Origin of the sequence: Secundilactobacillus hailunensis (assembly GCF_005405185.1) — a bacterium.
In the GTDB taxonomy this organism is placed as follows: domain Bacteria; phylum Bacillota; class Bacilli; order Lactobacillales; family Lactobacillaceae; genus Secundilactobacillus; species Secundilactobacillus hailunensis.
In genome coordinates this window covers 38,312-64,671 of the sequence record NZ_BJDO01000009.1, presented here as the reverse complement: position 1 = coordinate 64,671, position 26,360 = coordinate 38,312, and the positions used below count along the sequence as shown (strand labels likewise).

At 45.3% G+C, this 26,360-nt stretch carries 24 protein-coding genes; 4 read left to right on the top strand and 20 right to left on the bottom strand.

All coding sequences use genetic code 11. The features are described from left to right. Positions 1-288: 288 nt before the first annotated feature. From lpdA to pdhA, 4 genes are read right to left on the bottom strand one after another with little or no spacing between them, the layout of a single operon-like run. Entirely contained in the window at positions 289-1,713 is a 1,425-nt protein-coding gene (gene lpdA / locus FFM73_RS04260; protein WP_137630545.1) for a dihydrolipoyl dehydrogenase, read from the bottom strand. 7 nt (positions 1,714-1,720) lie between these two features. After that, positions 1,721-3,031: a 2-oxo acid dehydrogenase subunit E2 gene (locus tag FFM73_RS04255; RefSeq protein WP_137630544.1), complete on the bottom strand. Its 1,311-nt coding sequence runs from the start codon at positions 3,029-3,031 to the stop codon at positions 1,721-1,723. Between the two features lie 40 nt (positions 3,032-3,071). Then, on the bottom strand, positions 3,072-4,049 hold the full coding sequence (locus FFM73_RS04250; RefSeq protein ID WP_054654676.1) for an alpha-ketoacid dehydrogenase subunit beta: 978 nt from the start codon (positions 4,047-4,049) through the stop codon (positions 3,072-3,074). A 2-nt stretch (positions 4,050-4,051) separates the two neighbouring features. Beyond that, positions 4,052-5,167 carry a pyruvate dehydrogenase (acetyl-transferring) E1 component subunit alpha gene (gene pdhA, locus FFM73_RS04245; protein ID WP_137630543.1) on the bottom strand — a complete coding sequence of 372 codons (1,116 nt, stop codon included), beginning with the start codon at positions 5,165-5,167 and terminating at the stop codon, positions 4,052-4,054. 295 nt (positions 5,168-5,462) lie between these two features. Between pdhA and def the strand changes: the two genes are divergently transcribed. Further along, the gene (gene def / locus FFM73_RS04240; protein ID WP_137630542.1) at positions 5,463-6,020 is read left to right on the top strand and encodes a peptide deformylase; all 558 of its coding nucleotides are present in this window, start codon (positions 5,463-5,465) and stop codon (positions 6,018-6,020) included. 109 nt (positions 6,021-6,129) lie between these two features. On the opposite strand, the gene FFM73_RS04235 is transcribed toward def, so the two are convergent. After that, entirely contained in the window at positions 6,130-6,642 is a 513-nt protein-coding gene (locus tag FFM73_RS04235; protein ID WP_137630541.1) for a hypothetical protein, read from the bottom strand. Positions 6,643-6,892: 250 nt separating this feature from the next. On the opposite strand from FFM73_RS04235, the gene FFM73_RS04230 reads away from it, so the two are divergent. The 3 genes from FFM73_RS04230 (at position 6,893) to FFM73_RS04220 (ending at position 9,944) form a co-directional block, all read left to right on the top strand. Beyond that, positions 6,893-7,111 (top strand): DNA-directed RNA polymerase subunit epsilon, encoded by a 219-nt coding sequence (locus FFM73_RS04230; protein WP_137630540.1) that lies wholly within the window; start codon positions 6,893-6,895, stop codon positions 7,109-7,111. Further along, positions 7,108-8,784: a ribonuclease J1 gene (gene rnjA, locus FFM73_RS04225; protein ID WP_137630539.1), complete on the top strand. Its 1,677-nt coding sequence runs from the start codon at positions 7,108-7,110 to the stop codon at positions 8,782-8,784. The genes FFM73_RS04230 and rnjA overlap by 4 nt, the downstream gene beginning before the upstream one ends. A gap of 191 nt (positions 8,785-8,975) precedes the next feature. Then, the gene (locus tag FFM73_RS04220; RefSeq protein ID WP_137630538.1) at positions 8,976-9,944 is read left to right on the top strand and encodes a diacylglycerol/lipid kinase family protein; all 969 of its coding nucleotides are present in this window, start codon (positions 8,976-8,978) and stop codon (positions 9,942-9,944) included. A gap of 94 nt (positions 9,945-10,038) precedes the next feature. Here FFM73_RS04220 and FFM73_RS04215 read toward each other — a convergent pair whose 3' ends face one another. The 15 genes from FFM73_RS04215 to FFM73_RS04145 form a co-directional block, all read right to left on the bottom strand. Then, on the bottom strand, positions 10,039-10,248 hold the full coding sequence (locus FFM73_RS04215) for a hypothetical protein (protein ID WP_137630537.1): 210 nt from the start codon (positions 10,246-10,248) through the stop codon (positions 10,039-10,041). 223 nt (positions 10,249-10,471) lie between these two features. After that, positions 10,472-11,584, bottom strand: coding sequence for a C40 family peptidase (locus tag FFM73_RS04210; protein WP_137630536.1), 1,113 nt, complete (start codon positions 11,582-11,584; stop codon positions 10,472-10,474). 279 nt (positions 11,585-11,863) lie between these two features. Next, positions 11,864-12,895 carry a DUF1002 domain-containing protein gene (locus FFM73_RS04205; protein ID WP_235874450.1) on the bottom strand — a complete coding sequence of 344 codons (1,032 nt, stop codon included), beginning with the start codon at positions 12,893-12,895 and terminating at the stop codon, positions 11,864-11,866. An 86-nt stretch (positions 12,896-12,981) separates the two neighbouring features. After that, positions 12,982-13,722, bottom strand: a complete 741-nt coding sequence (locus FFM73_RS04200) for a serine hydrolase (protein WP_137630534.1) — start codon at positions 13,720-13,722, stop codon at positions 12,982-12,984. After that, positions 13,719-14,609 (bottom strand): C40 family peptidase, encoded by an 891-nt coding sequence (locus FFM73_RS04195; protein WP_137630533.1) that lies wholly within the window; start codon positions 14,607-14,609, stop codon positions 13,719-13,721. Before FFM73_RS04195 ends, FFM73_RS04200 begins: the two co-directional genes overlap by 4 nt. Before the next feature lie 25 nt (positions 14,610-14,634). Further along, the gene (locus tag FFM73_RS04190) at positions 14,635-15,720 is read right to left on the bottom strand and encodes a mandelate racemase/muconate lactonizing enzyme family protein (RefSeq protein WP_137630532.1); all 1,086 of its coding nucleotides are present in this window, start codon (positions 15,718-15,720) and stop codon (positions 14,635-14,637) included. Between the two features lie 44 nt (positions 15,721-15,764). Then, positions 15,765-16,451, bottom strand: a complete 687-nt coding sequence (locus FFM73_RS04185; RefSeq protein WP_137630531.1) for a Crp/Fnr family transcriptional regulator — start codon at positions 16,449-16,451, stop codon at positions 15,765-15,767. A 143-nt stretch (positions 16,452-16,594) separates the two neighbouring features. Continuing rightward, positions 16,595-17,560 (bottom strand): carbamate kinase, encoded by a 966-nt coding sequence (gene arcC / locus FFM73_RS04180; RefSeq protein WP_137630530.1) that lies wholly within the window; start codon positions 17,558-17,560, stop codon positions 16,595-16,597. A gap of 102 nt (positions 17,561-17,662) precedes the next feature. Beyond that, positions 17,663-18,691 (bottom strand): ornithine carbamoyltransferase, encoded by a 1,029-nt coding sequence (gene argF, locus FFM73_RS04175; protein ID WP_137630529.1) that lies wholly within the window; start codon positions 18,689-18,691, stop codon positions 17,663-17,665. Between the two features lie 23 nt (positions 18,692-18,714). Next, positions 18,715-19,950 (bottom strand): arginine deiminase, encoded by a 1,236-nt coding sequence (gene arcA / locus FFM73_RS04170; protein WP_137630528.1) that lies wholly within the window; start codon positions 19,948-19,950, stop codon positions 18,715-18,717. A gap of 287 nt (positions 19,951-20,237) precedes the next feature. Beyond that, complete coding sequence (gene rbsR / locus FFM73_RS04165; protein ID WP_137630527.1) at positions 20,238-21,257, bottom strand: ribose utilization transcriptional repressor RbsR; 1,020 nt, start codon at positions 21,255-21,257, stop codon at positions 20,238-20,240. Between the two features lie 108 nt (positions 21,258-21,365). Beyond that, a complete protein-coding gene (locus FFM73_RS04160; RefSeq protein ID WP_137630526.1) occupies positions 21,366-22,358 on the bottom strand; it encodes an aldo/keto reductase in 993 nt (330 codons plus the stop codon). Positions 22,359-22,469: 111 nt separating this feature from the next. After that, positions 22,470-23,375 carry an N-acetylmuramic acid 6-phosphate etherase gene (gene murQ, locus FFM73_RS04155; protein ID WP_137630525.1) on the bottom strand — a complete coding sequence of 302 codons (906 nt, stop codon included), beginning with the start codon at positions 23,373-23,375 and terminating at the stop codon, positions 22,470-22,472. Between the two features lie 301 nt (positions 23,376-23,676). Then, a complete protein-coding gene (locus tag FFM73_RS04150; RefSeq protein ID WP_137630524.1) occupies positions 23,677-25,317 on the bottom strand; it encodes a peptide ABC transporter substrate-binding protein in 1,641 nt (546 codons plus the stop codon). Between the two features lie 61 nt (positions 25,318-25,378). After that, complete coding sequence (locus FFM73_RS04145) at positions 25,379-26,341, bottom strand: ribose-phosphate diphosphokinase (protein ID WP_137630523.1); 963 nt, start codon at positions 26,339-26,341, stop codon at positions 25,379-25,381. Between the last annotated feature and the right edge of the window lie 19 nt (positions 26,342-26,360).

Sequence of the window (26,360 nt, the reverse complement as noted above, 5' to 3'; positions counted from 1 at the left end):
AACCAAGAAAACATGTTTATCCGAATCTTCCAAATCGCTGCTTAGTCCCTATTGCGAATGCCCCTAGAACAAAGGGTTATTTAGTGTACCCAAAATCCACTTAAAGGGTACAAAGTCCCGATATTTCCGATCTCGACCACTCAAATCCCGTAAGCAACAAAGAGCTTCCTCCGAAGAGAAAGCTCTAAATATAATCAAGTCGTTAATCAACACCGTTTGACAAAGACCCCAAAAAAGGACTGGGCACACAGCCTAGTCCTTTTCTGTTTCGTTTCAAAACAAGTCAGTTTAGATGTGGGTTGGGTAACCAATCGCAACATCAGCAGCTTCTTGAATTGGTTCACTTAGTGTTGGATGTGGATGAATCGTCAAAGCAATGTCTTCAGCATTCATACCACTGTTAAGTGCCAAACTGAGTTCAGCAATCAGATCTGAAGCACCAGGTCCTACAACCTGAGCACCAAGCAGAATGTGATCGTCATCCTTAGTTGTTACCAGACGAACGAAGCCATCTGGTTGATCCAATGAAACAGCACGTGCGTTACCAGCGAATGGGAACTTTGCAGTTGAAATTTCGGTGCCATTCTTCTTGGCTTCAGTTGGTGTCAAGCCGACCGTAGCCAATTCTGGGTCTGCAAAGCAGACGGCTGGAACGCCAACGAAGTCGTTAGCGGTCTTCTTACCAGAGATTGCACCAGCAGCTGTTTTACCTTCAAAGAAGGCTTTGTGAGCCAATGCTGGACCGGCAACGATATCACCAATGGCGTAGATGTTTGGAACGGAGGTACGGCCTTGCTGGTCAACCTCGACCAAACCATGATCGCCGACCTTAACGTCAGTCATTTCCAGACCAACGTTGTCAGTGTTTGGCTTACGACCAACCGTAACCATGCAGTAATCAGCTTTGACAGTTGATTCCTTGCCATCTACGGAATAGGTCACCGTGACGCTCTTGTCGTCTTGGGTAGCGTTCTTGGCCATGGCACTGGTGATTACATCAACGCCCTTCTTCTTCAATTGCTTGAGGACGACTTTGACCATGTCCTTATCGAAGTTAGGCAAGATTGATGGAGTACCTTCAAGGATCGTAACGTGTGATCCTAAATTAGCGTAAGCAGTTGCTAATTCAGTCCCAACGTAGCCACCACCAATGACAACGAATTCTTTAGGAATTTCAGGTAAGCCCAAGCCACCAGTTGAATCAACGACCCGACCGTCAAACTTGAAGCCAGAAATTTCTACAGGACGACTGCCAGTGGCGATGATCAAGTTCTTAAATTCGATGGTCAAACCGTCGTCAGCACTCATAAATTGCTTAGGACCAGTTGAGACAACCCGTAACTTAGTATTGGAATCAAGTACGGCTTCGCCTTCGATGATGTCAACTTTGTGCTTCTTGAGCAGCATTTTGACACCACTGGTCATCCGGTCAACAACCTTCTTTTGTTTCCAGTCTTGCGTCTTCGTAAAGTCGATTGATGGCGCTTGAGTGGTAATCCCAAAGGTTGAAGCATCCTTAGCATCCTGGAAACGGTGGCCGGCGTTAATTAAGGCCTTTGAAGGCACACAACCAACGTTTAAACATACACCACCGACTTTGTCTTTTTCAATTACCGTCACACTCTGGCCAAGTTCAGCAGCCCGAATAGCAGCTACATAGCCACCGGGGCCGCCACCAATAATGACGGTGTCAAGTTTTTTAACATCTGCCATATGCGAGTCATCCTTCCATTAATAACAATTCTGGTTCGTGGAGCAAATCATTTAACATGTTCAAAGCATGTTGTGCTAAGGCACCATCGATCAGACGGTGATCATAGCTCAATGATAACTTAAGCATGTTGCCAACTTCGATTTCACCATCGTCGTTGACATATGGTTCTTTAGCGATCTTACCAACACCTAAGATAGCAACTTCAGGTTGATTGATAACAGGGGTAAAGAAGCCACCACCAATTGAACCAACGTTACTAATGGTGATTGAACCGCCAGACATCTGGTCAGCACTCAACTTGTTGTCTTTAGCAGCTTGGGTGTTATCAGCAATTTCTTTAGCAATTTCAAACATACCCTTGGAATCTGCGTTCTTAATGTTCGGAACGTACAGACCATGGTCAGTACTCGTTGCAATACCAACGTTGTAGTAGTGCTTGTGGATGATTTCATCAGTCGTACCGTCAATCGAAGCATCGAAATCTGGGAACTTCTTCATAACGGCAACAATTGCTTTAACCATGTATGGCAAGAAGGTCAAATGAATGTCTTGATCGGCTGCCATTGCCTTGTACTTCTTCCGGTTAGCCATCAAAGCAGAAACTTCAACGTCTTGGAATGAAGTAACATGAGGCGCGATATCCTTAGAACTCCGCATTGACTTAGCAATGACTTTACGCATCATTGACATTGGTTCACGGGTTTCAAGATCAGGAATTGCTTCTTTATAAGGCTTGAGTGGTGAAGCAGCAGGTGCAGCAGCGGCTGCAGGTGCAGCGGCTCCAGCGGCAGCACCGTTAAAGTTATCAATATCAGCCTTTAAGATCTGACCATGGTTACCAGTTGGGGTAACAGCGGTAATGTCAACACCCTTGTCACGTGCGTATTGACGGACTGAAGGCATTGCCAAAACTTTCTTATTTGGATCAGATGCAGCGGGTACACCAGTTGGTGCTGCTGGAGCGGCAGCGGCTGCAGGTGCAGCAGCTGGTGCTGGGGCAGCTTCTTCTTTAGGTGCCTCTTCCTTAGCTGAATCATCAGCCTTTTTATCTGATGAATCATCGTCAGGAGTGTCAGGTGAACCGTCATCGATCGTAACTAAAGTGTCACCGATTTCAGCGGTTTCACCTTCCTGCTTAACAATTTTTTTAATGGTACCAGCTACAGGTGATGGTAATTCAGAAACGGACTTATCGTTTTGGATTTCAACTAAAACGTCGTCTTCCTTAACAGCGTCCCCTTCTTTAACAAGCCATGATGAAACTTCACCTTCGGCCATACCTTCACCAAGCTCTGGGAGTTTGAATGCATAAGCCATGGGAAAACTTCCTTTCTATTCACAAAATATAGTCGTTAGATTAATAGTTCAAAATTTCGCGTGCTTTTGCTTCAATGTCGTCTGCGTTTGGAATCCAGTCGTTTTCAACTTGAGCCCAAGGGTAAACGCTATCTGGAGCAGCTACACGGCCAATTGGCGCATCCAAGTCCATAATGGCATGTTCAGCGATCTCAGCAGTAACCTGAGCACCAACACCGGCCATCTTTTGAGCTTCTTGAACGACAACTACCTTGTGAGTCTTTTCAACTGACTTGAAGATCGTATCAGTATCAATTGGTGATAATGAACGCAGGTCGATCACTTCAGCTGAAATGTTTTCCTTGGCTAACTTGTCAGCAACTTTTAATGATTCATTAACTTCAGCACTATAGGCAACAATGGTAATATCAGTACCTTCACGAGCCACTTTAGCAGTGTCTAGCGGAACGGTGTACTTGCCTTCTGGAATTTCGTCCTTCATTGAACGATATAACTTCAGGTTTTCCAAGAACAGTACTGGGTCGTTGTTTTCAACGGCTGAAATGATCATGCCTTTAGCATCGTATGGGTTAGCAGGTGTAACGACCCGCAGACCTGGGGTACCAACGTAGTAGTTTTCAAGGTTATCGGCATGCATTTCAGCGGTATGAGTCCCACCACCAAATGGTGTCCGGACGGTGATTGGCATTGAACGCTTGCCACTAAAGCGGAAACGTTCACGTGACATTTGACCGCCTAATGAGTCAACGGCTTCAAAAGTAAAGCCCATAAATTGAATTTCAGGAAGTGGACGCCAGCCAGTTGCAGCTAACCCGATTGCTAAGCCTAAAATCCCTGATTCAGCTAATGGTGTATCAAATACCCGGTCTTCACCATACTTGTCTTGCAAGCCTTGTGTCGTCCGGAACACACCACCGTTTTTACCAACATCTTCACCGAAGATCAACGTTTTAGGATCTTCGCCTAAGCATACGTCCAAACCATCGGTGATCGCTTTGATATAAGTTAATTTAGCCATGATTACTTCGACTCCTTTGCTTCGAATCTTGCAATATCAGCTTTGATTTGTGGAGTTGGTTCTTCGAACGTCGTCTTCAACATATCAACAACTGATTGCGTAGGTGTATTTTCAGCTTCTTTCATTGACTTCTTGAAGCTGTCCTTATACTCCTCAGTAAGTTTGTCTTCTTGATCTTGTGACCATAATCCTTTGTCGCCTAAAATCTTACGCATTCGGATCAAAGGATCAGCATCGAACCAAGGCTTTTCTTCTTCTTTTGTCCGGTAACGACTAGGATCATCACCAGCACTTGAGTGGGCACCATAACGATAAGTTAAGGTTTCAACTAATACTGGACCGTTACCAGCAGCTGCGAAGTCACGTGCTTCTTTAGTAGCGATGTATGTTGCTAAAACATCCATCCCATCTACTTGAATAGAAGGAACACCTGATGCAACCGCTTTTTGAGCTAAGGTTTCAGCAGCCGTTTGCTTCTTACGTGGAACTGAAATTGCCCAGCCGTTATTTTGAACCATGAATACTGCAGGTGCTTGGAATGAAGATGCAAAGTTAACACCTTCGTAGAAGTCACCTTGTGAAGTACCACCATCACCGGTATAGACGAACGATACGGCATCTTTCTCGCCGTTCTTCTTGATACCTAAAGCAGCACCGGCAGCTTCAACGTATTGAGCCCCAATAATAATTTGTGGGAACCAGTTACGTTGATCGCCGTAGTCATCACCAACGGCGTTACCCTTTGACCATAAGAAGCCTTGGGTAACGGAAGCGCCGTGTTGAATTAATTCTGGCAAGTCACGATAGGCTGGGAACAGGAAGTCTTGATCTTTAAATGCTGAGACTGACCCCATTTCACTTGCTTCCTCACCATATGTCGGTGCGTAAAATCCTAACCGGCCTTGACGAGAGAAGTTCATTGTTTGTTCATGCAATGCACGTTCCCAAACCATCTTTTTCATAAAATCAACTAACTGATCATCTGAAAAAGTATCGAAAAGTTCTTGATTCACGATCTTGGCATCCTTATCAACAATCTGGAATGTCTTTTTGTATGGATCGCTCATCGTGGCTTTAATTGACGCGAAATCAATTGCTTGCCCAGTTTTCTTCGCCATAACTAACACTTTCCTTTCCGTTTGTATGCAATCAGTTTCAAAACCTCTTTCATAATTTTGAAACCGTTTGCTTTTCTCGACTACACCCTTAAATTAACACGCTTTCAGAATTCATGCAAGCCCTTTCATTACTTTTACATCGCAAAATGGACGTAGTCGCCCATGGGTGTAAGAACCATTTTTTCTGAAAAAGTGTTTGCACTTTTATTCACATTTTTTTAATTTCATTTTTGATGCGCAATATGCTAAAATTATTGTTAGAGTACGAGTTTTTTCAATTTCGGAGGTAATTTTCGTGATTTTAATGAAAGACATCGTCAGAGACGGCGATCCGGTTCTCCGACAAGAAGCTGCTAAAGTCAGTTTTCCCCTGTCAGAAGAAGATCAAAAGTTAGCTGACAACTTGATGGAATACTTAAAGGTCAGCCAAGATCCAGATTTATGTAAAAAATATGGTTTGCGAGCCGGTGTGGGATTAGCTGCACCGCAAGTGGGCGCCTCCAAGATGATGGCGGCGGTCTTAGTTCCATCTGAAGAAGGTACTAAGTCCCCCTTTACTGATGTGATCATTAATCCAGTCATTATTAGTCATTCGGTGCAAAGCGGTGCTTTAACTGAGGGTGAAGGCTGCTTATCAGTGGACAAGGAAGTTCCAGGTTTCGTCCCTCGCCACGACAGAATTACGTTACGCTACCAAGACACTACGGGTGAAACGCATAAAGTACGTTTGAAAAATTACCCCGCAATCGTTTGCCAGCATGAGATCGATCATCTGCATGGCATCTTATTTTATGATCATATCAACCATGACAATCCCTATGAAGTTGATGAAGGGACGATTATGTTTGAATAGTTTTCAGACAATTGAAAACTTTTAAAAAAGGGCAGCTTGCCGTTCAGTCAAAAAGACTGAACAGCAAGCTGCCCTTTTAATGATTAGTAATTGATCTACTTTAATTGATTTATTCTGACTTAGAAGTGCTGGTCTTCGGATCCAGTCGGTGCAGATCTTGAATGTATTCAATGGTAGCTTCATTAACCAGGTAAGCCACACCAAGATGGATCCGTTTAGTATGCCGCCAAGCATCCGTCACTAAAAAAGCCGATTCGCCGGGCTGGACTGCTGAGGGAATTTGATGATCCTGACAGAATTCTGCCAGAACGTGATTCAGTCGCTGCCTTAAAATTGGTAACTGATCGTCCGTCACCTGATCGATCAGCAGCAGGTATTCAAAGGCCATGACTCCCCGGCCCCAGCCATCCGGAATAGCGCTGGCATCCAAAACGGTGGCTGGGCTGACAATAAAATGTTCATCTGCCAACCGTTGAAGGGCTGCCTTAACGGCGACATTGGTCTGTTCTAAGGCCGCTCGTTGCGCCTTTGTCGTGTTTCGCCGTACGATCACATGATGGATCAGCAGGTATAAACAGACCGCAATTACTACGGCGATCACAATCGTTGTTGTTCGGTCCATGACAACCCCTCCCTTTTAGTTCATCTTACCACAATTCATATTTTTACTCCCATAATGTACGAAAAGTCTGATGAAAGCAGGCCGGACTACGGGACTCTCCCATTAGGATACTATACAATTTTAAGCATATATGATAATATATTACCAACTGTTGTTCATTAACAACGAGACGTTCGGAACAAATAAAGATCGTTTATCGATCAATGCGGTAAGTTACTGTATTTATAGAAAGGAAGTAGACAGTTTCATTATGATTTTTAAAGTTTACTATCAAGAAGACCAAATTCGTAATCCTAAACGTGAGGATACGAAGTCGCTTTACATCGATGCTGAAACAGAAGTTGAAGCCCGTGCTTTAGTTTCTGATAACACCAAGCATAACATCGAATTCATCGAACCACTTGAGGGCAAGTTCCTTGAATACGAACAAGAAAACCCGGACTATAAGTTGACGGAGTTCAATAAATGAAAAAACTAAACGTCAAAAACAATGAAACAGCGATTTTTGGCGTTGGTGGTTTAGGCGAAATTGGGAAGAATACATACGGTATTCAATTTCAGGATGAGATCATTTTGATCGATGCTGGAATCAAGTTCCCTGAAGATGAGCTACTGGGAATCGATTACGTGATTCCAGATTACCATTATCTGATTGCCAACCAGCAAAAGATCAAAGCACTAGTCATCACCCATGGTCACGAAGACCATATTGGTGGTGTGCCTTACCTATTGAAGGATTTAAATGTGCCCATCTATGCTGGACCACTAGCGCTTGCGCTAATTAAGAACAAATTGGACGAACACGGCTTGCTCAAAACAGCTGAACTTCACGAAATTAGTGATGACACCGTTTTGAAGTTCCGAAAAACGAGTGTGGAATTTTTCCGAACAACCCACTCAATTCCCGATACCTTAGGAGTTGCTGTTCATACTCCTTCTGGCGTGATTGTCCAGACTGGGGATTATAAGTTCGATCTGACTCCCGTTACCAACCAGCCGCCGGATCTGCAAAAGATGGCGCGTCTTGGTGCCGAAGGTGTCCTTTGCTTGATGTCCGATAGCACTAACGCTGAAAAGCCGATTTGGACTAAGTCGGAAAAATGGGTCGGTAAATCAATTCGCCGGATCTTTGATCAAGTCGATGGGCGCATTATTTTTGCAACCTTCGCCTCGAACATTTCTCGAATGGAAACCGCCTGTGAAACTGCACTTGCCCATGGCCGTAAAATTGCGGTCTTTGGCCGAAGCATGGAAGCCGCCATCGTCAACGGTCGTGAACTGGGCTATTTGAATATCCCAGACGATGCGCTCATCGATGCGCACGAATTACATTCCATACCAGCCAATAAGGTCATGATCCTGTGTACCGGCTCTCAGGGTGAACCAATGGCCGCCCTGTCACGAATCGCTAACGGTACTCACCGTCAGATCTCCATTCAGCCCGGCGACACCGTGATCTTTTCAAGTAACCCGATTCCTGGTAACACCATTAGTGTTAACCACGTCATCAACGAGCTTGAAGAAGCCGGGGCTAACGTCATTCATGGTAAGGTCAATAACATCCATACTTCTGGTCATGGTGGCCAAGAAGAACAGAAGTTAATGCTGCGCTTAATGAAGCCGAAGTACTTCATGCCAATTCATGGTGAATACCGGATGCTTAAGATCCACACCGAATTAGCTGAACAATGCGGCGTCCCACTGGACCATAGTTTTATCATGGAAAACGGTGATGTGTTAGCCCTAACGAAGGATTCCGCCAGAATTGCTGGTCACTTCACTGCTGGTGATGTTTACATCGACGGCAGCGGTATCGGCGATATTGGTAACGTGGTTTTACGTGACCGCCAACTGCTTTCTGAAGAAGGTTTAGTAGTGGTTGTAGCAACTATCAATCTGAATGATAAGATTATCCAGGCTGGTCCGGATCTGCTCTCACGTGGCTTTGTTTACATGCGTGAATCTGGCGAACTGTTGAACGAGGGCCGTCGTCTGGTGTTCTCCACTATCCGGCGCGCAATGCGTTCTAAGAAAGCCAATGAAGCCTCAATTCGCAACGCCATCATTGATGATCTGCAGAACTTCTTATATGAGAAGACTGAACGTCACCCAATGATTTTACCAATGCTAATTATGGATTAAACCAGTTAGACTAAAACAGGTCAGCTACTCTTTGAAGTAACTGGCCTGTTTTGATTTTCAGAGGACCCTGAGTGTTGCTTTTGCTATATTTTAACGAAATCTTAGCACTTCAATATAGTTCCTACATACAAAGTCGGCTATAATAAGAAAGTATGATTTTTGTAAGCTTAAGCTATTGGAGGATGAGTTAGGTGTCTGTTAGTTACTACATCATTTTAAATGAGTTTGCCGGTGGTGGCAGCGTGAAAAAACTTTGGCCAGAGATCAAGGCCGTTTTAGATGAACGTCACGTGAATTATGAAGTCACGCAATCGACCTACGCTGGCCATACGCAGCTTTTAGCAAATCAGTTTGCCAAAGCCCATGCTGACGATACGCCTACCAAGCAGCCCCGCTTTGTGGTCTTAACGATTGGCGGTGATGGTACGCTCCATCAGGCCCTCACTGGATTAATTGAGGCTCATTTAGAGCACCCGATTCCGGTGGCTTCTCTACCAGTGGGCTCAGGCAACGATTTTGCCAGAGGCGTTAAAATGGCTAAAAATTGGCACGCTGCACTTGATCAGGTCTTAAACTGTACCGCCGAAAATTGGCTGACAATCGGCTCCTACTTCGATACCAATAAACAGGCCCAGGGGGTCTTTACAAACAACGTCGGCATCGGTTTTGACGCCGCTGTGGTTACCTCTGCTAACAGTGCGCCAACTAAAGGCTTTTTAAACCACTTGCATATCGGTATGCTCAGTTACCTAGCTGTTATCATTGGCGTCTTTTATAACCAAGAAGCCTTCCCGCTGACGGTCCATATTGGCCAGCATCGGGACATCTATCCCCACGCCTACCTCGTAACCGTTACGAACCACCCTTACTTTGGTGGCGGCGTTAAGATTGCGCCATCTGCTTCTGTCAATGACCCCAATCTCGATTTAATTGTGATTGAGAAGGCCAATATTTTCAAGTTGCTTTTTATATCATTAATGTTATCAATGGGCAAACATTTAAAGCTCAAGTCCGTTCATCATTATCATAATAACAAGATTCATTTGATCGTCCCCTCTATCGAGTATGGTCAAGTTGATGGTGAAGATATGGGTGGGCGTTACTGGGATACTTACTTTGAAACCAAGCAATATCCATTCTGGATCGATCCAACAATTTAAATCAGCATAACAAAACGACATTAACAGTCAATTAGCTGTTAATGCCGTTTTTTAGTTCTCATTCAATTATTTGTCAGAATCACTCAAACTCAACTTAATCTTCTGAAGCAGCCATTGCTTCTAGAATCATGTTTAAATAGTCATGCTTAGCTGAAAGCTTTTGCATCTGCTGACCATATTTCGGCTCGATAGTAATCGTCTCGTGATGACACGGTTCAACCTGTCGCGCTTCCGTAGCCTTTAATTCATCTAATTGCTCATTTACTTGCCGATATTCGGTGAGGATCTCTGAACGATTACTCATCAGTTATACGCCTTCTTAATTGCAAAATAAATTTAAAACAAGTTTAAGTATTTTTAGAACAAGAATGACTATAACACCAAACTTCAGGTTTGTGAACCGTATTTTGCAAGAAAGTTTTTAGGGACTAGCGGGATTAAAATTTGCTAAAAAACAGCCAACTAGCCCAAAACAAAAAGACTCGAACGTCAATAACAGACTTCGAGCCTCAATAAATCATCTTTAACTAGTCGTTTACAGTACCCGCAAAACTTGGTTTGAAGTAGGGACTGATCGATTGAATCTGAACGTTTTCACCAGGCTCTGGCGCAGCAACAAACTGGTTGTTGCCGATGTAAATACCAACGTGGTAAGTTGCACCTTTACTGCCCCAAAACAAGAGGTCGCCAGGAGTAGCTGAACTAACAGAGTGCGCAGAGACGTGTGACTCTTGTGCAACGGTGTTATGCGGTAGCGTCGTTCCCGTAGTATGGGCATAAACATAACTGGTAAACCCGGAGCAATCCATTCCCCTAAGTGAGGATCCGCCCCAAGTATACGGAATCTTTTCGGAAGCTAATTTAACCGCGTAGCTTGTTACTGAAGTGGATGCACCAGCAGCGTCCGCCTTAACGGTTTTCTTAGCTTTAGGTGCATTGACGGCAGTGGTTTTAGCCGTCGCTGTTTTAGTTGTCTTAGGTGTTTTAGTAACGATTGCTTTTTTAGTGACTGCGTTTACCGTTTGTTGTTTAGCAGGTGTCTTCTTAACGGTGGCTGCAGTACTCTTCTTAGCTGGTACTGCAGTGCCCCTGATCGTTAATTTTTGACCAGCGTAAATGACGTTAGTGGTTAAATGGTTGATGGCCTTCAACTGACTGGCAGTCATGCCATACCTTGCACTAACCTTGTTCAGCGTGTCCCCTGACTTCACTTTGTATGTAGAGGCTGAGGCTGTTGTCTTAGATGTTGCCACGTGGCGGGCAACACCGGCTTTAGTCGTAACTGGCGCTTTCCTAATCGTTGTCTGTTTAGCGGCTGTCGGTTTAACGGTTGTCGTTGACTTCGTTACCGTTGATTTTGTAGCCGTTTGCTTCACAGGTGCTTGTTTCACAGCTGTTTTAGTGACCGAAGACCCTAAAACAATCTGTTGACCTGCAAAAATCGTATCTCTCTGCAAATGATTGGTTTTTTCAATTGAACTAACTGATACACCATACTTGTGGGCAAGTCTCCAAACTGTGTCACCAGACTGGACAGTTACCGTTTTAGCGCTGGCTTGAAGCGGACCTGCTAGTACAAAGCCAGCAGCTCCAATAACGCCAGCGGTGATGATTTTAGTCGTTGTGTGTTGTTTTCCCAAATCAAATCACCCCTCCTGATTAATCTTCTCGTGAATGCGCTTTTACAGAAATTACACGTTCATAGTACCACACTTTCTAAAAATTCCGCAAAAAAGTTTAAGATTTTCTTGCGATGAGCAATTAATGACGCTTTTAATAATCGCCCTCTAGACTGAAATAACGCGGTTTATAAGGCTTTGTAACATACAAAAAAACTAGTTGCTGTTCTCATGAATATCAGCAACTAGTTAGTTATTATTAATCATTAGATTATTTTTTACTTAATAAATCAGCCTATTTTAGAACAAATGGCTAAAGAAATTCACGATTGACTGCCAAATTCTGCTGAGTGTGCCCATCATGCCGCTAGTGTCGGCATTACTAGCAAAATCCTTTAACTGCGCCATCTTGTTACCTACCGAGTTACTGATGTTACTAGCAACCTGTTTAGCGTTATCCACGTAACTTGAGGTGCCAGAAACTGGCGCTTTTTGAACGTTACCCAACGCAATCACGATGTTATTGATCACCGTAGTTGACGTTTGTGACTGAATACCTTGTTTAGCTAAGGCATCATCCAACATCTGTCTGATATCTTCCTTAGTCGCATATTGATTATCTTGTTGCCGCTGCTTGGCTAAATCAGACGAGACGTTACCAACTGCTGCCATCAGTTTTCCAGGATATTTTTTATCCCCTTTATTTTGGTCAATTGCTGGTTGAGTGGCGTCCATAATGCCGTTGGCAGCCTGAGTATTTTGCTGATTCAACGTTAAGCCATCCGCGGCCAGCGCTTTATAAACACCGGTTAAAGCCGATTCACCAGAAACGGTTTTATCAGCCGTCACCGTGATGATCACATCTTTGACCCCGGCCATGGTGGCCACCATCGCGTACTGCTGCGACGTCACTTGAGTAATATTATTTTGCCCGTTATAAGGCGCAATGTTGACTTTCACGCCAGTGCCCGGATCGGCTGGTGCTAATGACACGGAACTGATCATGCTGGCATCACTCGTTCCAGCCGAATTAATGTAAGTGGCATAATCAGAGCCCGTAACGGTCAAACTTTGATAGTTTGACTGTACAGCCAACGCCTTTGAAACGGCATCCTTATCCTCAGAAGCTAAGCCGGAACCATAAACCACGTATGGTTTTGACAGTGCTTTCGTTTGAACCGCCTGTCCAGAACTCGTATTCGCTGAATCAGAACTTTCAGAACTTGAAGGCACATCAGTGGTATTATCAGCCAGTGCCCGAACTGGCACACTAGCCCCCAGCAGGAGCAATAATGCCCCGCTGATCAAACTCAACCGAATTGCTTTTTTCATCATGAAATCCTCATTTCATATAGGTTAATTCTAGTGTATCACGCCCGATAACGGGGCTGAATACCTAACCAGTGCTTTTAATGAATTTATAAGGCGCGGTAGATCAACTGACCAATTGCCGCCATCATTGAGATCACTGCTAACCGGTCTGTAAACCCGTTTGTTAACACGGCGACATCCATCGACTGACCATTTTTAGTAAACCGCGCAACATCGTGGTCAACGAACGGCCCCTCACCGGTCTTATTGTAGATTTGAACGTCCGCGGTAGTTTCATCCATCGTTAAGGGTAATTTACCACGAAACTGCTGGTTTAAAAACCAGTTTTGCGTCTGCGGAAAGGTCTTCAAGAGGTACCGAAAAAGCCGCAGCGCATCAGCCGCTGAAATCACATTTTCACGCCCAGCTTTGACCGCCTCTGTATCCATTAATCGGCGTTGCAACTGTGTCTCCTGATAGCTATTTTGAGCTAACCACTGATTGATTGCCGCCATCGACAAATGGTCGATCATCACATTAGCAGCATAGTTATCCGAAACGGTGATCATTAATTTCAACAGATCCTGGATCGTCCACTTGGACTGGTCCAGTAAGTGCAGCACACCTGCACCACCAACTTGCGGCGTATTGGAAACATCAATTACCTGTTCCAGATCCTCATGGCGGGTTAATTGGGTCGCCAAAATGGCTAGTTTAATTACTGAAGCTGCTGGTAACTGCTCATGTGCAAGATGACTGTAAACTAGCTTATTTGCATGATACATATAAATTGAAACAGGCTCTTTGTAAGCTGCAATTAGCAAATCGACCTCTGCTTTTAGGCTCATTGCCAATACCTTCTTGCAGCCACAAATTCTGGGGCATATCGCATCTCAGTTAGTCTCGCAATGTCGACCTGTTTACCCGGTGTGCGTGACTGAATCATCTGGCCGTTGCCAATATACATCCCCACGTGATGTACAAATCCCTTACCGTGTTCATAGGCAAAAAACAGCAGATCACCCGGCAGTAAATTTTCTGGTTTGACTGGCTGACCACTGTTCCGCTGATCATCAGCATCTCTTGGAATCTTAATTCCCAGTACACGATGCAGGGTATACATAAAGCCCGAACAATCGAAACCATATGGTGAGATTCCGGCCCAGAGATAACGCAGGCCTGAGAATTGATGCGCCATGGCAACCATTTTATCGCCAGCCGTTTTGCCGGCTACATGAACCACCGTACTGTCAGCAGCAACATAGCCGTCTCCAAATGGTGTAGCGACTCGCAGTAAATTGCCTTCTTCTGATAATTTTGTTAATGCCGTACCCATGACAAGTTCAAGCAACGGTTTTTGCTGATCATCATAGAGGATCGTAAATGGTACGGTAATATGAACGGTCGGCGCTTCAGCCGAATACGCTACGGGAGCAGTCGACAATAGTTTAGTTGGCAACCAGCCAATGTAGCCTCGTTCATCCGCATCATCAGTCTGAGTGGTCAAGTAGACCTTGGACCACTCACCTTCAGTACTATCGATCATTACTTCGTCATTAAAAACGGCTTGGGTCTCCAACCGTTTAGCATCACATAAATCAATGGTTTGCGCCGTGGTCATCTGCGCCACCCACTGTTTAGTCTTACCATCGAGGGCTAACCGATCACTCTTTCGCGGTGCTTTGGGACTGGTCCACAACGTTGCTACAGGTACTATTACTCGTCTTATTTCCATTTGCTCGCCCCCTAATTGCTGTTAATTACTTTGTCTGAAACTGAATGCCCAATCCACTTTCGCTAGGAATCGTGATCTCTGATCCTGTATGCGTAATACCACCCGTTGTGGGCTGCTGAGTAAACATCATGGCCGCGTCTAAATCGTAATATTGAATATTACTTTTAGCAGCTGCAATCTCCGCAGCTGCAGTGACCGAAACCTGCGATTCAATCATACTGCCCACCATGCAAGGAACACCAAAGGCTTCCGCAAGTGTATTAATCTTCAGGGCATTATCAATGCCGCCCGCCTTCATTAACTTGAGATTAATAATATCACAACCGTCCATTTTTAGTAATCGCAACGCATCCTTGGCTGAAAAGATACTTTCATCCGCCATGATTGGCGTATCGGTATGGGCGGTCACGTAAGCCATGCCTTCAAAATCATCAGCTGGCACCGGCTGTTCTACTAATTCGATTGCCAGACCATCCGTAGCCATTTGATTGATCATTTTAGCGGCTTGTTTTTTATGCCAACCTTGATTTGCATCCAGCCGAATCTTAACGTCTGGGCCCACCGCATCCCGAATGACACGAACTTGTTTCAGATCTTCAAAGGGTGACTGACTGCCAACCTTGACTTTTAAGGTGTTAAACCCTGCCGTCACTAGTTGTTTGGCATGACGCACCATTTCCGCTGCCGTCCCGACACTGACCGTATAATCGGTAGATATCGTTTGGCGATAACCGCCCAGCCATTGTGATAAGGAAACCCCATAGTGCTGCGCCAGGAGATCATTCACGGCAATGTTGACCGCCGCTTTAGGACTGTGATTACCAACTAAGGCAGTCTCAATGATTTGTTTGACCCGTTCAGGCTGGTTCAGCGATGCGCCAATTAATTTCGGTGCGATCACCTGCTCGATAGCGTACCGGATACTGGCAGAAGTGTCACCCGTAATCGGTGCTGTGGGAGCTGCTTCACCCAAACCAGTAAACCCATCCGAATCCGTCATTTTCACAATTAAACTCTCAGCCGTCGTTACGGTTCGTAAAGCTGTTTTAAACGGTGACTTTAACGGTACTGCAATTGGAAAGGTTTCAATTTTTTTTATTTTTAATGCCATGACACTGCCCCTAATCTTTATAATCTTAAGTCCGTTTCCCCTGATCAAATGGTTAAATCATGGGGATCAAAACGAAAACGCTTCTTATTATAGGTTAATTTACCGGCAACTTCTAATTTGGTCACTACTTGCCCAGCGGTTTCACGCGTGGTGCCGCTTAAGCGGGCCAATTCGATCAGCGTGATCGGATAAGGAATCAAAACATCACCCTCTGGTGTCTGCTCACCCATATCGGTGCCAAAGATGCTCAGCGCCTGAATCACCCGGCCAGTCGCACTGGAAGTCACTAATTTCTGCAGCCGGTTTTCCATCTGGTCCAGCAAATGACTCATTTGACTGATCACTTGGCGGGTCACCAGCGGATTTAAAGCCACGATAGCTTCAAAGCTTGACATGGGTACTGATGCGATCGTAATCGCCGTTAACGCTGTCGCCGTGTAGGGATAGTCCGTATCCGTATACAGCCCACGGTAAGGAAAACCTTTGATCGCCTTAACGTAATTAATGAATGAAAAGTTACCGGTCTCATCCTGCCGTTCCAAGCGCACCACACCTTTGATCACGTAGTAAAACCGGTTTCGCGGGTCACCGTGGTCAAACAGCACTTGGCCCTTCGGATAAGTTTTAACGTTTAGGTCGTGCGTCAGTTTGGTAAATTCAGCCTCAGTAAACTCACGAAACTCAGGTAACTGACGCAAATAATGACGATAAGTATCATCCGTTTGCAGCATGGATCCGGCCCCTTTCTTAACTGGCTTATATTATACGCCAAATGGGGTTAAATTTAAGTTTCATCTATTAATTGTGCATTAAAACCTTATAAAAATAGCCTCATGATCATTCAAATAACTGATCATGAGGCTATTATATTCTCTTAAACGTTTGTCTCCACGTTCACGGCTGAGATAACGGTTCCGGAACCCGTTTCAATGAACTGCCCCAGGTTAGTCAGTGACGTGATCACCGCCTGTCCTTCTGGGCGATGGGTCACAAATTCAATAGCCGCTTCCACTTTCGGCAGCATGCTGCCAGCTGCGAACTGGCCATCAGCAATGTGCTGCTGTAAATCATCGACTGAAACTGCTGTCAGCTGTTGCTGCTCTGGGGTATTAAAGTTCACGTACACGTGATCCACCGCGGTTAAAATAATCAGCTGATCAGCACCCACCCGTTCGGCTAATTTTTCTGAAGCGAAATCTTTATCGATCACCGCTTCGCAGCCGACCAGTTCATGGTCATGCCGGATAACGGGGACACCACCGCCACCAGCTGCAATGGGGATAATTCCCGCGTTGACTAGCTGATTAACGGCGCCAGCTTCCACCACACCGATGGGTCGCGGTGACGGCACTACCCGCCGATAGCCCCGGCCGGCATCTTCCACAAATTGAAATTCAGGATTGGCACTTTGAATATCAGTCACTTCTTTTTGGGTATAAAAGGGCCCAATCGGTTTCGTTGGCGTGTCAAAAGCCGGGTCATTTTCATCAACCACGACCTGAGTCACCACCGTCGCCACGTCCATTTCGATTCCCAGATCAGCTAGTTCGGCCGCCATGGCGTTTTGCAGCCAGTAGCCGATACTGCCCTGGGTCATGGCAACTGCGGTATCTAATGGCATTGCCGGATTATCCGGTGTGTTGCCAGCGGCTTGCTGCAATAATAGATTACCGACCTGGGGTCCATTACCGTGGGAAATAATCAGCGAATCGCCTTGCTGAATAAATTTAACCAGGTATTTAGCGGTTTCTCTTAACGCGCGCTGTTGCGCTTGAGCACTGGCATCACTTGCTAAAATGGCGTTGCCACCGAGTGCCACCACAATTTTTCGTGCTGTCATGGGAAATCATCCTTTCTGTCAAGGTGTCTGCTGAAAATAAAAAAGGCGCTGAGCAAAACAACTGAATGTTTCGCCTAAGCCCCCTAAAATCGATTGATCAGCTTATACTCTTGGAATAAATAAGTCACCTAACGTTGCTGCCATCATGGCTTTGATGGAATGCATCCGGTTTTCAGCTTCTTCAAACTGCCGGGCGTATTTGCTGCGGAAAACTTCGTCCGTAATTTCCATTTCAGTTAACCCGTACTTCTCCTGGATTTCTTTACCGTAATCAGTAGTGGTATCATGGAAAGCCGGCAGACAGTGCATCACGATCAATTGATCATCTGGGGTGCCCGTCTTCTTCAAAGCTGCCATGTTGACTTGGTAAGGTTTCAGTAAATTGATCCGTTCTTGCCAGTTATTTTCACCCATAGATACCCAAACGTCGGTGTAAACAATGTTGGAACCCTTCAGACCTTCATCCAGGTCATTCGTGATCAGTAATTTAGCGCCTGAGTCCTTCGCAAACCCGTTGGCCAGGTCTTGAATCTCTTGGGCTGGGTGTAATTCGTTAGGCGCCACGATGTGGATGTTGACACCTAAGATTGCACCGGTTACTAATAGGGAATTAGCCATGTTGTTACGACCATCACCCATGTAAGTTAATGTTAGTCCCTTGAGATGACCAAAGTTTTCCTTCACGGTCATGAAGTCAGCCAGCATTTGAGTTGGGTGCCATTCGTCCGTTAACCCGTTCCAAACCGGTACCCCGGAGAATTCGGCTAACTGTTCCACGACTTTTTGACTAAAGCCCCGGAATTCGATGCCGTCAAACATGCTGCCAAGCACCTTGGCCGTATCTTCAACCGATTCCTTTTTACCTAACTGAATATCGTTAGCGCCTAAGAATTCTGGATGCGCCCCAAGGTCGATTGCTGCAGTGGTAAACGCTGAACGTGTCCGGGTCGAATTCTTTTCAAACAGTAACGCGATGTTCTTCCCTTCCAGGTAATGATGCGGCACGCCCGCCTTTTTAAGGGCCTTTAAATGCAGTCCAAAATCAATCAAATAGTTCAATTCAGCGGCACTAAAATCTTTTTCGGCCAGCACTGACCGTCCTTGAAAAACGCTATTTTTAAATTCTTTCATGATAATAGCTCCTTTTTGTTAGATTATAGATCTTCCCGTACCAGCGGCATACTCATGCATCTTGGGCCGCCACGTCCCCTTGAAAGTTCACTGGACAGAACTTCCAGAACTTTCAGTCCATGTTCACGGAGTACCTGATTTGATACGTAGTTTCTATTATAGGTTACCACAACTCCCGGAGCAATCGCTAATGTATTCGACCCATCATTCCATTGTTCCCGGTCAGCAATCAGGGGGTCACCGCCACCGGTCGGAATGAGGTCGATCTCAGCTAGTCCTAGCACGTCTTTTAACACTTGTTTGAGGTCTGAATGGTGGTTAACGTGCAGGTCGCCATCTTGATCTTCGGTAATGGTCCACGTATCGATTTGACCGCCTTCACCCAAGATCCCCGGGTGAACGGTAAATTGGTCGTGGTTGATCATCGTAAATACCGTGTCTAAGTGCATCATGGCATGGTTATGCGGGATCCGAATGGCCAGTACCTTTTCAAACCCGCTCTTTCTTTCAAATAACCGCCGAGCGATATCTTCAATAGCACCAGCTGAAGTCCGTTCCGACACCCCAATGGCAATTACGGTGTCACTAAGCACTAATTCATCGCCACCTTCGATCCGTCCTGGCTGATCACGATCCCGCCAAACGTGCAGGCCTTGATCAGCAAACCGTGGGTGATAGTTAATGATGGTTTCCATAAAGAAGGATTCGCGCTGCCTTGCCGGGAAGGTCATATGATTGATACTGAGACCGTCGCCTAACGAAGCAGCCGGGTCACGGGTGAAATACAGGTTAGGCATTGGATCTAGGTAGAACGGATAATCCTGTTCTTCAGCTGCACTCACGAGGTCACGCGGTACAAAATCTAATTCATTTTTCCGTACGCCTGCCATGAGTTTGATCACCATTTCAGTCGTTGTCATATTTAATAGGTAGTCTTCTAATTCACGATGAATAATGCCAGCTGCATAGCCAGATTCAGTTAACATCTTGTCCAGAAAAGCGGTTTTGACTGCTAAGCCGCCAGCCTCTAACGCTTCCACCACTAAGTTCTCTAAATATAATACTTCAGCGCCGTTCGCTCTTAATGTGTCAGCAAAATTATCGTGTTCTTTTTGCGCAATGGGTAGGTAAGGAATGTCATCGAATAAAAGCCTTGGCATCATCTCAGGGGTAAAGTTTTCCACCTCGGCACCTGGGCGTTTCAACATAACAACGTCAAGTTTGCCGATTTCTGATGTGACGTGAATTGGTTTAGTCATGGTAGTTACCTCCTATCTCTTTTAGACACCTTAATCATACGGTTAATTGGAACCGGTTTCATCGAATCCTTCACAGTTAAAATGCCAAGGATTTCACATTTTTAAGTCCGTATGCTTATTGCCAAAAAAATATGCAAAAATACTGGTTATTTGAGCTTCATCAGCTTAAATATACACGTACTTTTGCATATTATTAGATTATTAAAATTTCGTTAAATATATTTCATCCCCTATTCATAGGGATATTCGCACTTTAATCACTATTAATTCATATTTGTTTCACATTTTTACTGTATATCATCAGCAATTAATTTGACACTGTCCCGGGTCACTAGTTCTAACGGTAACTGTTTATCTTGATGAGCCAACCGGGGATTATTCAGCCGTTCGATCAGCAGTTTAGTAGCGACCTGCCCCATTTCAAATGCCGGCTGGTGAATCGACGTCAGCTTAGGTGTGATAAAATTAGCCAAATCAATATCATCGTAACCCACCACAGACAAATCATCAGGTACCTTTAATCCCCGTTCAGAAAGCCCGCGATAAAGACCAATCGCCATTTCATCATTAATACAAAAGACCGCGGTGGGCTTTTTCGCCAGCAACTCAGCCGTGGCTTGATAGCCCCCTAACTTCGTCATCGACGTCTGAACCACCATCTCATCCGGCAGTGTTGCCCGGTACTTAGCCATCCCGGCCCGAAAACCACTGATTCGCTGCTGAATATTATGAGTAATGGTTTCTCCTGCCAGCAAGGCAATTCTACGGTGACCCTGCGACAATAAATAGTTAGCCGCCATTTGGCCGCCCTTATAATCATCGACCCAGACCCGGTCCCCAATCTGCGCATCGTTTTGATCAAACAGTAGATAGGGAATCCCATTGCGAGTCAAAATGCGATCAATGTCGTTGGCATCCAACGTGGCACTGGCAATGATCAGCCCATTTGCTGCCCGTTTGATCAATTCCTCAAGGTACATACTCTGCAGTTCCTGGTTCTGATTAGCGTCAAAAATAATGGGAACAAAGTGGTTCGACTGAGCGGCCTGCTGAATCCCCTTAATAAACATACTAAAAAACGGGTTAGCTAAGTTAGGCACAAGCACCCCAATGGTTTGAGTGGATCCCATAATTAAATTGCGGGCGTTAAAATCCGGCACGTACCCTAGTTGTTTTTGTAATTTAAGTACCCGCGCACGAGTATCACTGCTGAACCGATCACCCTTACCATTGAGGATCTGTGAAACCGTGGTTACCGATACACCAGCAGCTTCAGCTAGATTTCGAATCGTCACTTTTTGTGCCACAATACGCTCCTTACTGCAACCCGCTTGTTTGAAAACGGTCGCCCATGATTAAACTATGTAATAAATCCCCCATTTCGCCGATGCAAAAATGGGGGTAATCCACTTTAATTAGCCTTTAATAATTGAATCGATCTTGGTTAATTCATCAGCGGAGAAACGAATATTTTGAACGGCTTTCAAATTGTCTTCCAAATGAGACACCTTTGAAGCTCCCGTAACCACACTAACAACCACGGGATCCTTTAATAACCAGGCTAAGGACATTTGAGCCAAAGTCTGATCACGATTCTTTGCCATTTCGTTTAACTGGTTTAACTTGGCAGTGACTTTAGCACGACCTTGATCCATGACCTCAGTACTGCTCCAATGAATCTGAAAATCTTCTGGAATGCCACCTAGATATTGATTCGTCAGCAATCCTTCAGCTAAGGGACCATAGGCGACCATCCCGAGGTTATTTTCCTTCAACGTATCCAGCACACCGTCGTCTTCAACTTCACGGTTTAACATGTTATAAGATAACTGATTGACCACAAACGGCGTGTGCAATTCTTTGAAGGTCTTCATAATAGCCTTAGTTTGTGCATCATTATAGTTAGAGATCCCAACATATAATGCCTTACCCGCCCGAACTAGACTGTCCAAAGCTTCCGCCGTTTCAGCTGGATCAGTGTTTGGATCTGGACGATGACTGTAATAGATATCAACATAGTCCAGCCCCATCCGTTTCAAGCTGCTATCAAGTGCGTTGATCAGCGTCTTACGGGAACTCATTTCACCGTAAGGCCCCGGCCACATATGGTAGCCGGCCTTAGTCGTAATGACCAGTTCATCACGGTACGGCTTCAAATTAGCCTGGTAAACTTGACCAAAGAGCCGTTCAGCTGCACCTGATCCTGGGCCATAATTATAGGCCAGGTCAAAACTAAAAATACCGCTATCAAATGCTTTTAAAATAACCTTTTCACTGTCAGAATAGTTGGCATCGTCCCCGAAGCTGTGCCACATTCCAAAGGACACTGCAGGTAACTGCAGACCCTTGTTGCCGGCACGACGAACGGGCATCCGGCCATCGTAACGATTTTCATCCGCTGCATACATATGAATGATTCTCCTTCTCTTATAAATTGGTACATATCAATTTTAAAAGGAGAATGACACTCGGTCAAGGGGAAAACCATGTGAATCTGCAGCCAATCAGTCAGATTTTCATTAGGATTTTAAACTGAGCTTGACCGCATCGCTGACGCGCCCGCCAGCCTGTTTCAATAACGCCTTGGCTTCAGCAATCGTCCCCTTGGTTTCAATCAGCAGAATGGCTAACGGCACGTTATTATCCGCACGGTCCAACGCTCTTTCGGCAGCCAGAGTAGACGTTTGCGTAGCAGCAGCAATGATGCGCTTTGCCCGCCGTTTAGTCTTGGCGTTAGTTGGTACCACGTTGATCATCAGGTTTTGATAGACTTTACCCGAACGGATCATGATGCCGCTAGAGACCATGTTTAAGACCATTTTTTGCGAGGTCCCGGCCTTCATCAACGTGGCCCCGGTGATCACTTCCGGCCCTACGATCGGACAGATTGCCACGTCGGCGTTATGTTCCAATGGGCTGTCAGTCACGCAGGCCACGGCAATGGCTAACGCACCGACCTGTTTGGCATAATGCAGGGCCGCCACGGTATAAGGTGTGGCACCACTGGCGGCGATTCCGATCACAATATCCTTCTTATTTAGCGTGACCTTTTTCAAGTCATTTTCAGCTGCTTCGGTTGAATCTTCTACCCCTTCTAGGGTGTGGAACATGGCATCTGGACCACCAGCGATAATTCCAAAAGTCTGGGATTCTTCCAGCCCGTAAGTTGGCCGTAATTCCGTTGCATCAAGAACCCCTAACCGGCCAGAAGTCCCGGCACCAATGTAGATCAACCGGCCACCAGCATCAAAACGGGTCGTCGCCAAATTAATGGCGTCTGCAATCTGTGGCAACTGTTTTTGAACTGACCGACCCACTCGCTGGTCCTCACGGTTAATAATTTCAACCATATCTGCCGTATCAACTTGATCAATGTGGGTGGAATGCCGATTACGCTGCTCAGTTAATAAATCTTCAAAGTTCATGTCAAAGCCCTACTTTCATCACCTAACCTTGATTTGAAAAAGGTTATTTTAAATTGTTATCGCTTTCAATTACCATAACTCAGGTATACCATGTTTCATTGAAAATTTCAAACAAATTCTCGTAACTGATATTTCTTTCACGTATTATTGAAAATCTCTAGTTGAATAAGTAAGTGGCTTTGTAAGCCGTAACTTTTAGTCGCGGTTTGAAATACTGCTGAAATCAGTTAAGGAATACAAAAAGCTTAACCATCAGCCAAAACGACTGCTAGTTAAGCTTTTTAACTCATATCTGTAAGGTTTACTTCGTTAAATAAATATCCTTATAACCGCGGCTCATCCCCGCTGGATTCCAGACGTAACCATGAACGTTTGGCCGCCATAGCTCAGTCGTGGATGGCTGATACAGTGGAATGACCCCTTGATCCTTCATCAGGACCTTTTCGGCAGCAACCAGATCTTCATACCGTTTCTGTTGATTATTGGCATCCGTTGTCTGAGAAGCGTTCGTCAATTTATCAAATTCCGCATTGGACCATTTTCCGTTGTTCGTTGGGTTCTTGGTTTCCTGCAAACTCAAGAAGTTGATTGGGTCAGCAAAGTCGGCACCCCACTGTGAAACCACGAGATCAAAGTTCCCGTTAGAGGACCGGGCCAAGCGGTTCTTGTACGGCACGTTATCAATGTTAACTGACAGGCCGGGCAGCTTGGTGAATTGATCTTGCAGATACTGCGTCGTGGTCTTGGCCTGATCCGTATCATCACTCAGCAAGGTCAGCGTCAGCTTCTTTTGACCGACTTCTTTCATGCCTTGTGCCCAAAGCTTCTTGGCGTTACTTGGATCATAGGTTACCCCAGACTTCACGTAAGCATCAGTCGCAAAATCCGCCTTAGTCTTCGGGTTTCTGCTAAGGTTCGTTGAAACAAACCCCTTTGGCGCCGTAGAACCATCACGTAATACGTTATTTGCTAAAGCTTGCTTATTGACGATCTGAGACAGTGCCTGGCGAATCTTAACGTTTCTCAATGCCTTATCCCGCTTTTCATTCAGCTGCAGATACATCATTGAGCCACCTTCAAATTTGCTGAAGCCCTTGTTCTTCTGGTAATTAGCAACTTGGGTCCCGGTTAACGGCGTCACATCAAGTTTATTTTGATTATATAAGTTCAAGCCGGTGCTGGGACTCTTAACCACTTGGAAATTGATAGCACTCAAGTGAACGTGTTTTTTATCCCAGTAATTCGGATTCTTCTTTAATTGCCAAGTATTGTTCGTCCCGTTCCAGCCAGCAACCTTAAACGGCCCGTTGTTTGAAACGTCCTGACTGTTGTTACCATACTGTTTACCATACTTTTCAACCGCTGACTGCTGTTCTGGAAAGAAGGTCGGAAAGGCCAGTAACAGCTTAAAGTATGGTACTGGCCGATCTAACGTAACCACCAGCTTATCCTTACTTGGCGCTGCAATACCTAACGTATTGGGACTCATCCGCCCCTTTTGAATCGCACTAAAGTTCTTGATCCCCGCGAAGAGATAAGCGTAGTTGGCCGCCGTTTTCGGGTCAGCTGTCCGGCGCCAAGAATAGACGAAATCCTGAGCAGTAACGGGTTTACCATTACTCCATTTGTCGTTTTTACGCAGATTAAACGTGTAAGTTAAGCCGTCATTTGAAACGTTAGTCTTAGTAGCCAGAGCGTTTTCAACTTTAGAATTCTTCCCCAGCCGGTATAACCCTTCATTAGTCGAATATAGGGCAGTTAAACTCACTGATTCAGAAGCTGCCGAATTATCCAGTGTGGAAATGGTATCAGTCGTACTCAGATTAAGGTCTTGCTTGTCAGCCATCTGCTGTGTACTGCTCGACTTGGACTGACCGCAAGCTGCAAGCGTTAAGGCTAACGCGAGACTACCGATACCAACCAAGAGCTTTTTAAATGTCATGATGCCTACTCTCCATCTCTAATTTTTTGTCTTTAACAACTATACAATACTGGTCTTACTTTTACTGGATAAAAAGCTGACCAACGCTTTGTTCAGAATAAATGCGTCGAATCGCCTGACCCATCAAGTTACCAACGGAAATAATTTCCAGTTTATCAAATTGCTTCTCTTCTGGCATTTGAATTGAGTCGGTCACGATCACTTTTTTCAATGGTGAGTTCACCATTTGGCTGACGGCGTTCTTACTAAAGACCGGGTGGGTTGCCACGGCATAGATATCGTTGGCGCCAGCGTTCTTCAATGTCTGAGCTGAAATTGAGATCCGCACAGCCGTATCAATAATGTCATCCACTAAGATCGCGTTTTTACCCTTAACAGAACCGATCACAGCCTCAGCCGAAGTCGTTGATTTGTTTGGATCCCGATTATCAATAATGGCTAACGGTGCGTGCAGGAGGTCCGCCATTCGCCGGGCTTTTGAGACCCCAGCGTGATCGGGTGAAACGATGACCAAATTATCAGTCAAGTGGTGATCTTCAAAATAGCCCGCCAGTAATGGGGCGGCTTCCAAATGATCCATTGGAATATCAAAGAACCCTTGCAGTTGGGCAGCGTGTAGATCAAGTGTGACGACCCGGTTAACACCGTCATCTTCTAGTAACGACGCGATCAATTTAGCCGTAATGGGCTCGCGGGAACGGGCTTTGCGGTCCGCCCGAGAATAACCGTAATACGGAATCACCACCGTAATTGAATGGGCGCTGGCACGACGGACAGCATCCACCATGATCAATAACTCCATTAGCATCGTATTGACTGGATCTGAAACTGACTGAATCAAGAAAATGTCATCGCCACGAATACTTTCGTCTACCGTAATCGAAATTTCACCATCACTGAAGTGCTTGATGGTGGCCTTACCCAGTTCGACACCCGCTGCCGCAGCAATCTTATCTGCCAGTGGCCGGTTTGAATTTAACGCAAACATCTTTAAAGGATGTTCAGTTTCACTTTGATTTGGCATGTTTTTCCTCCAGAATTTG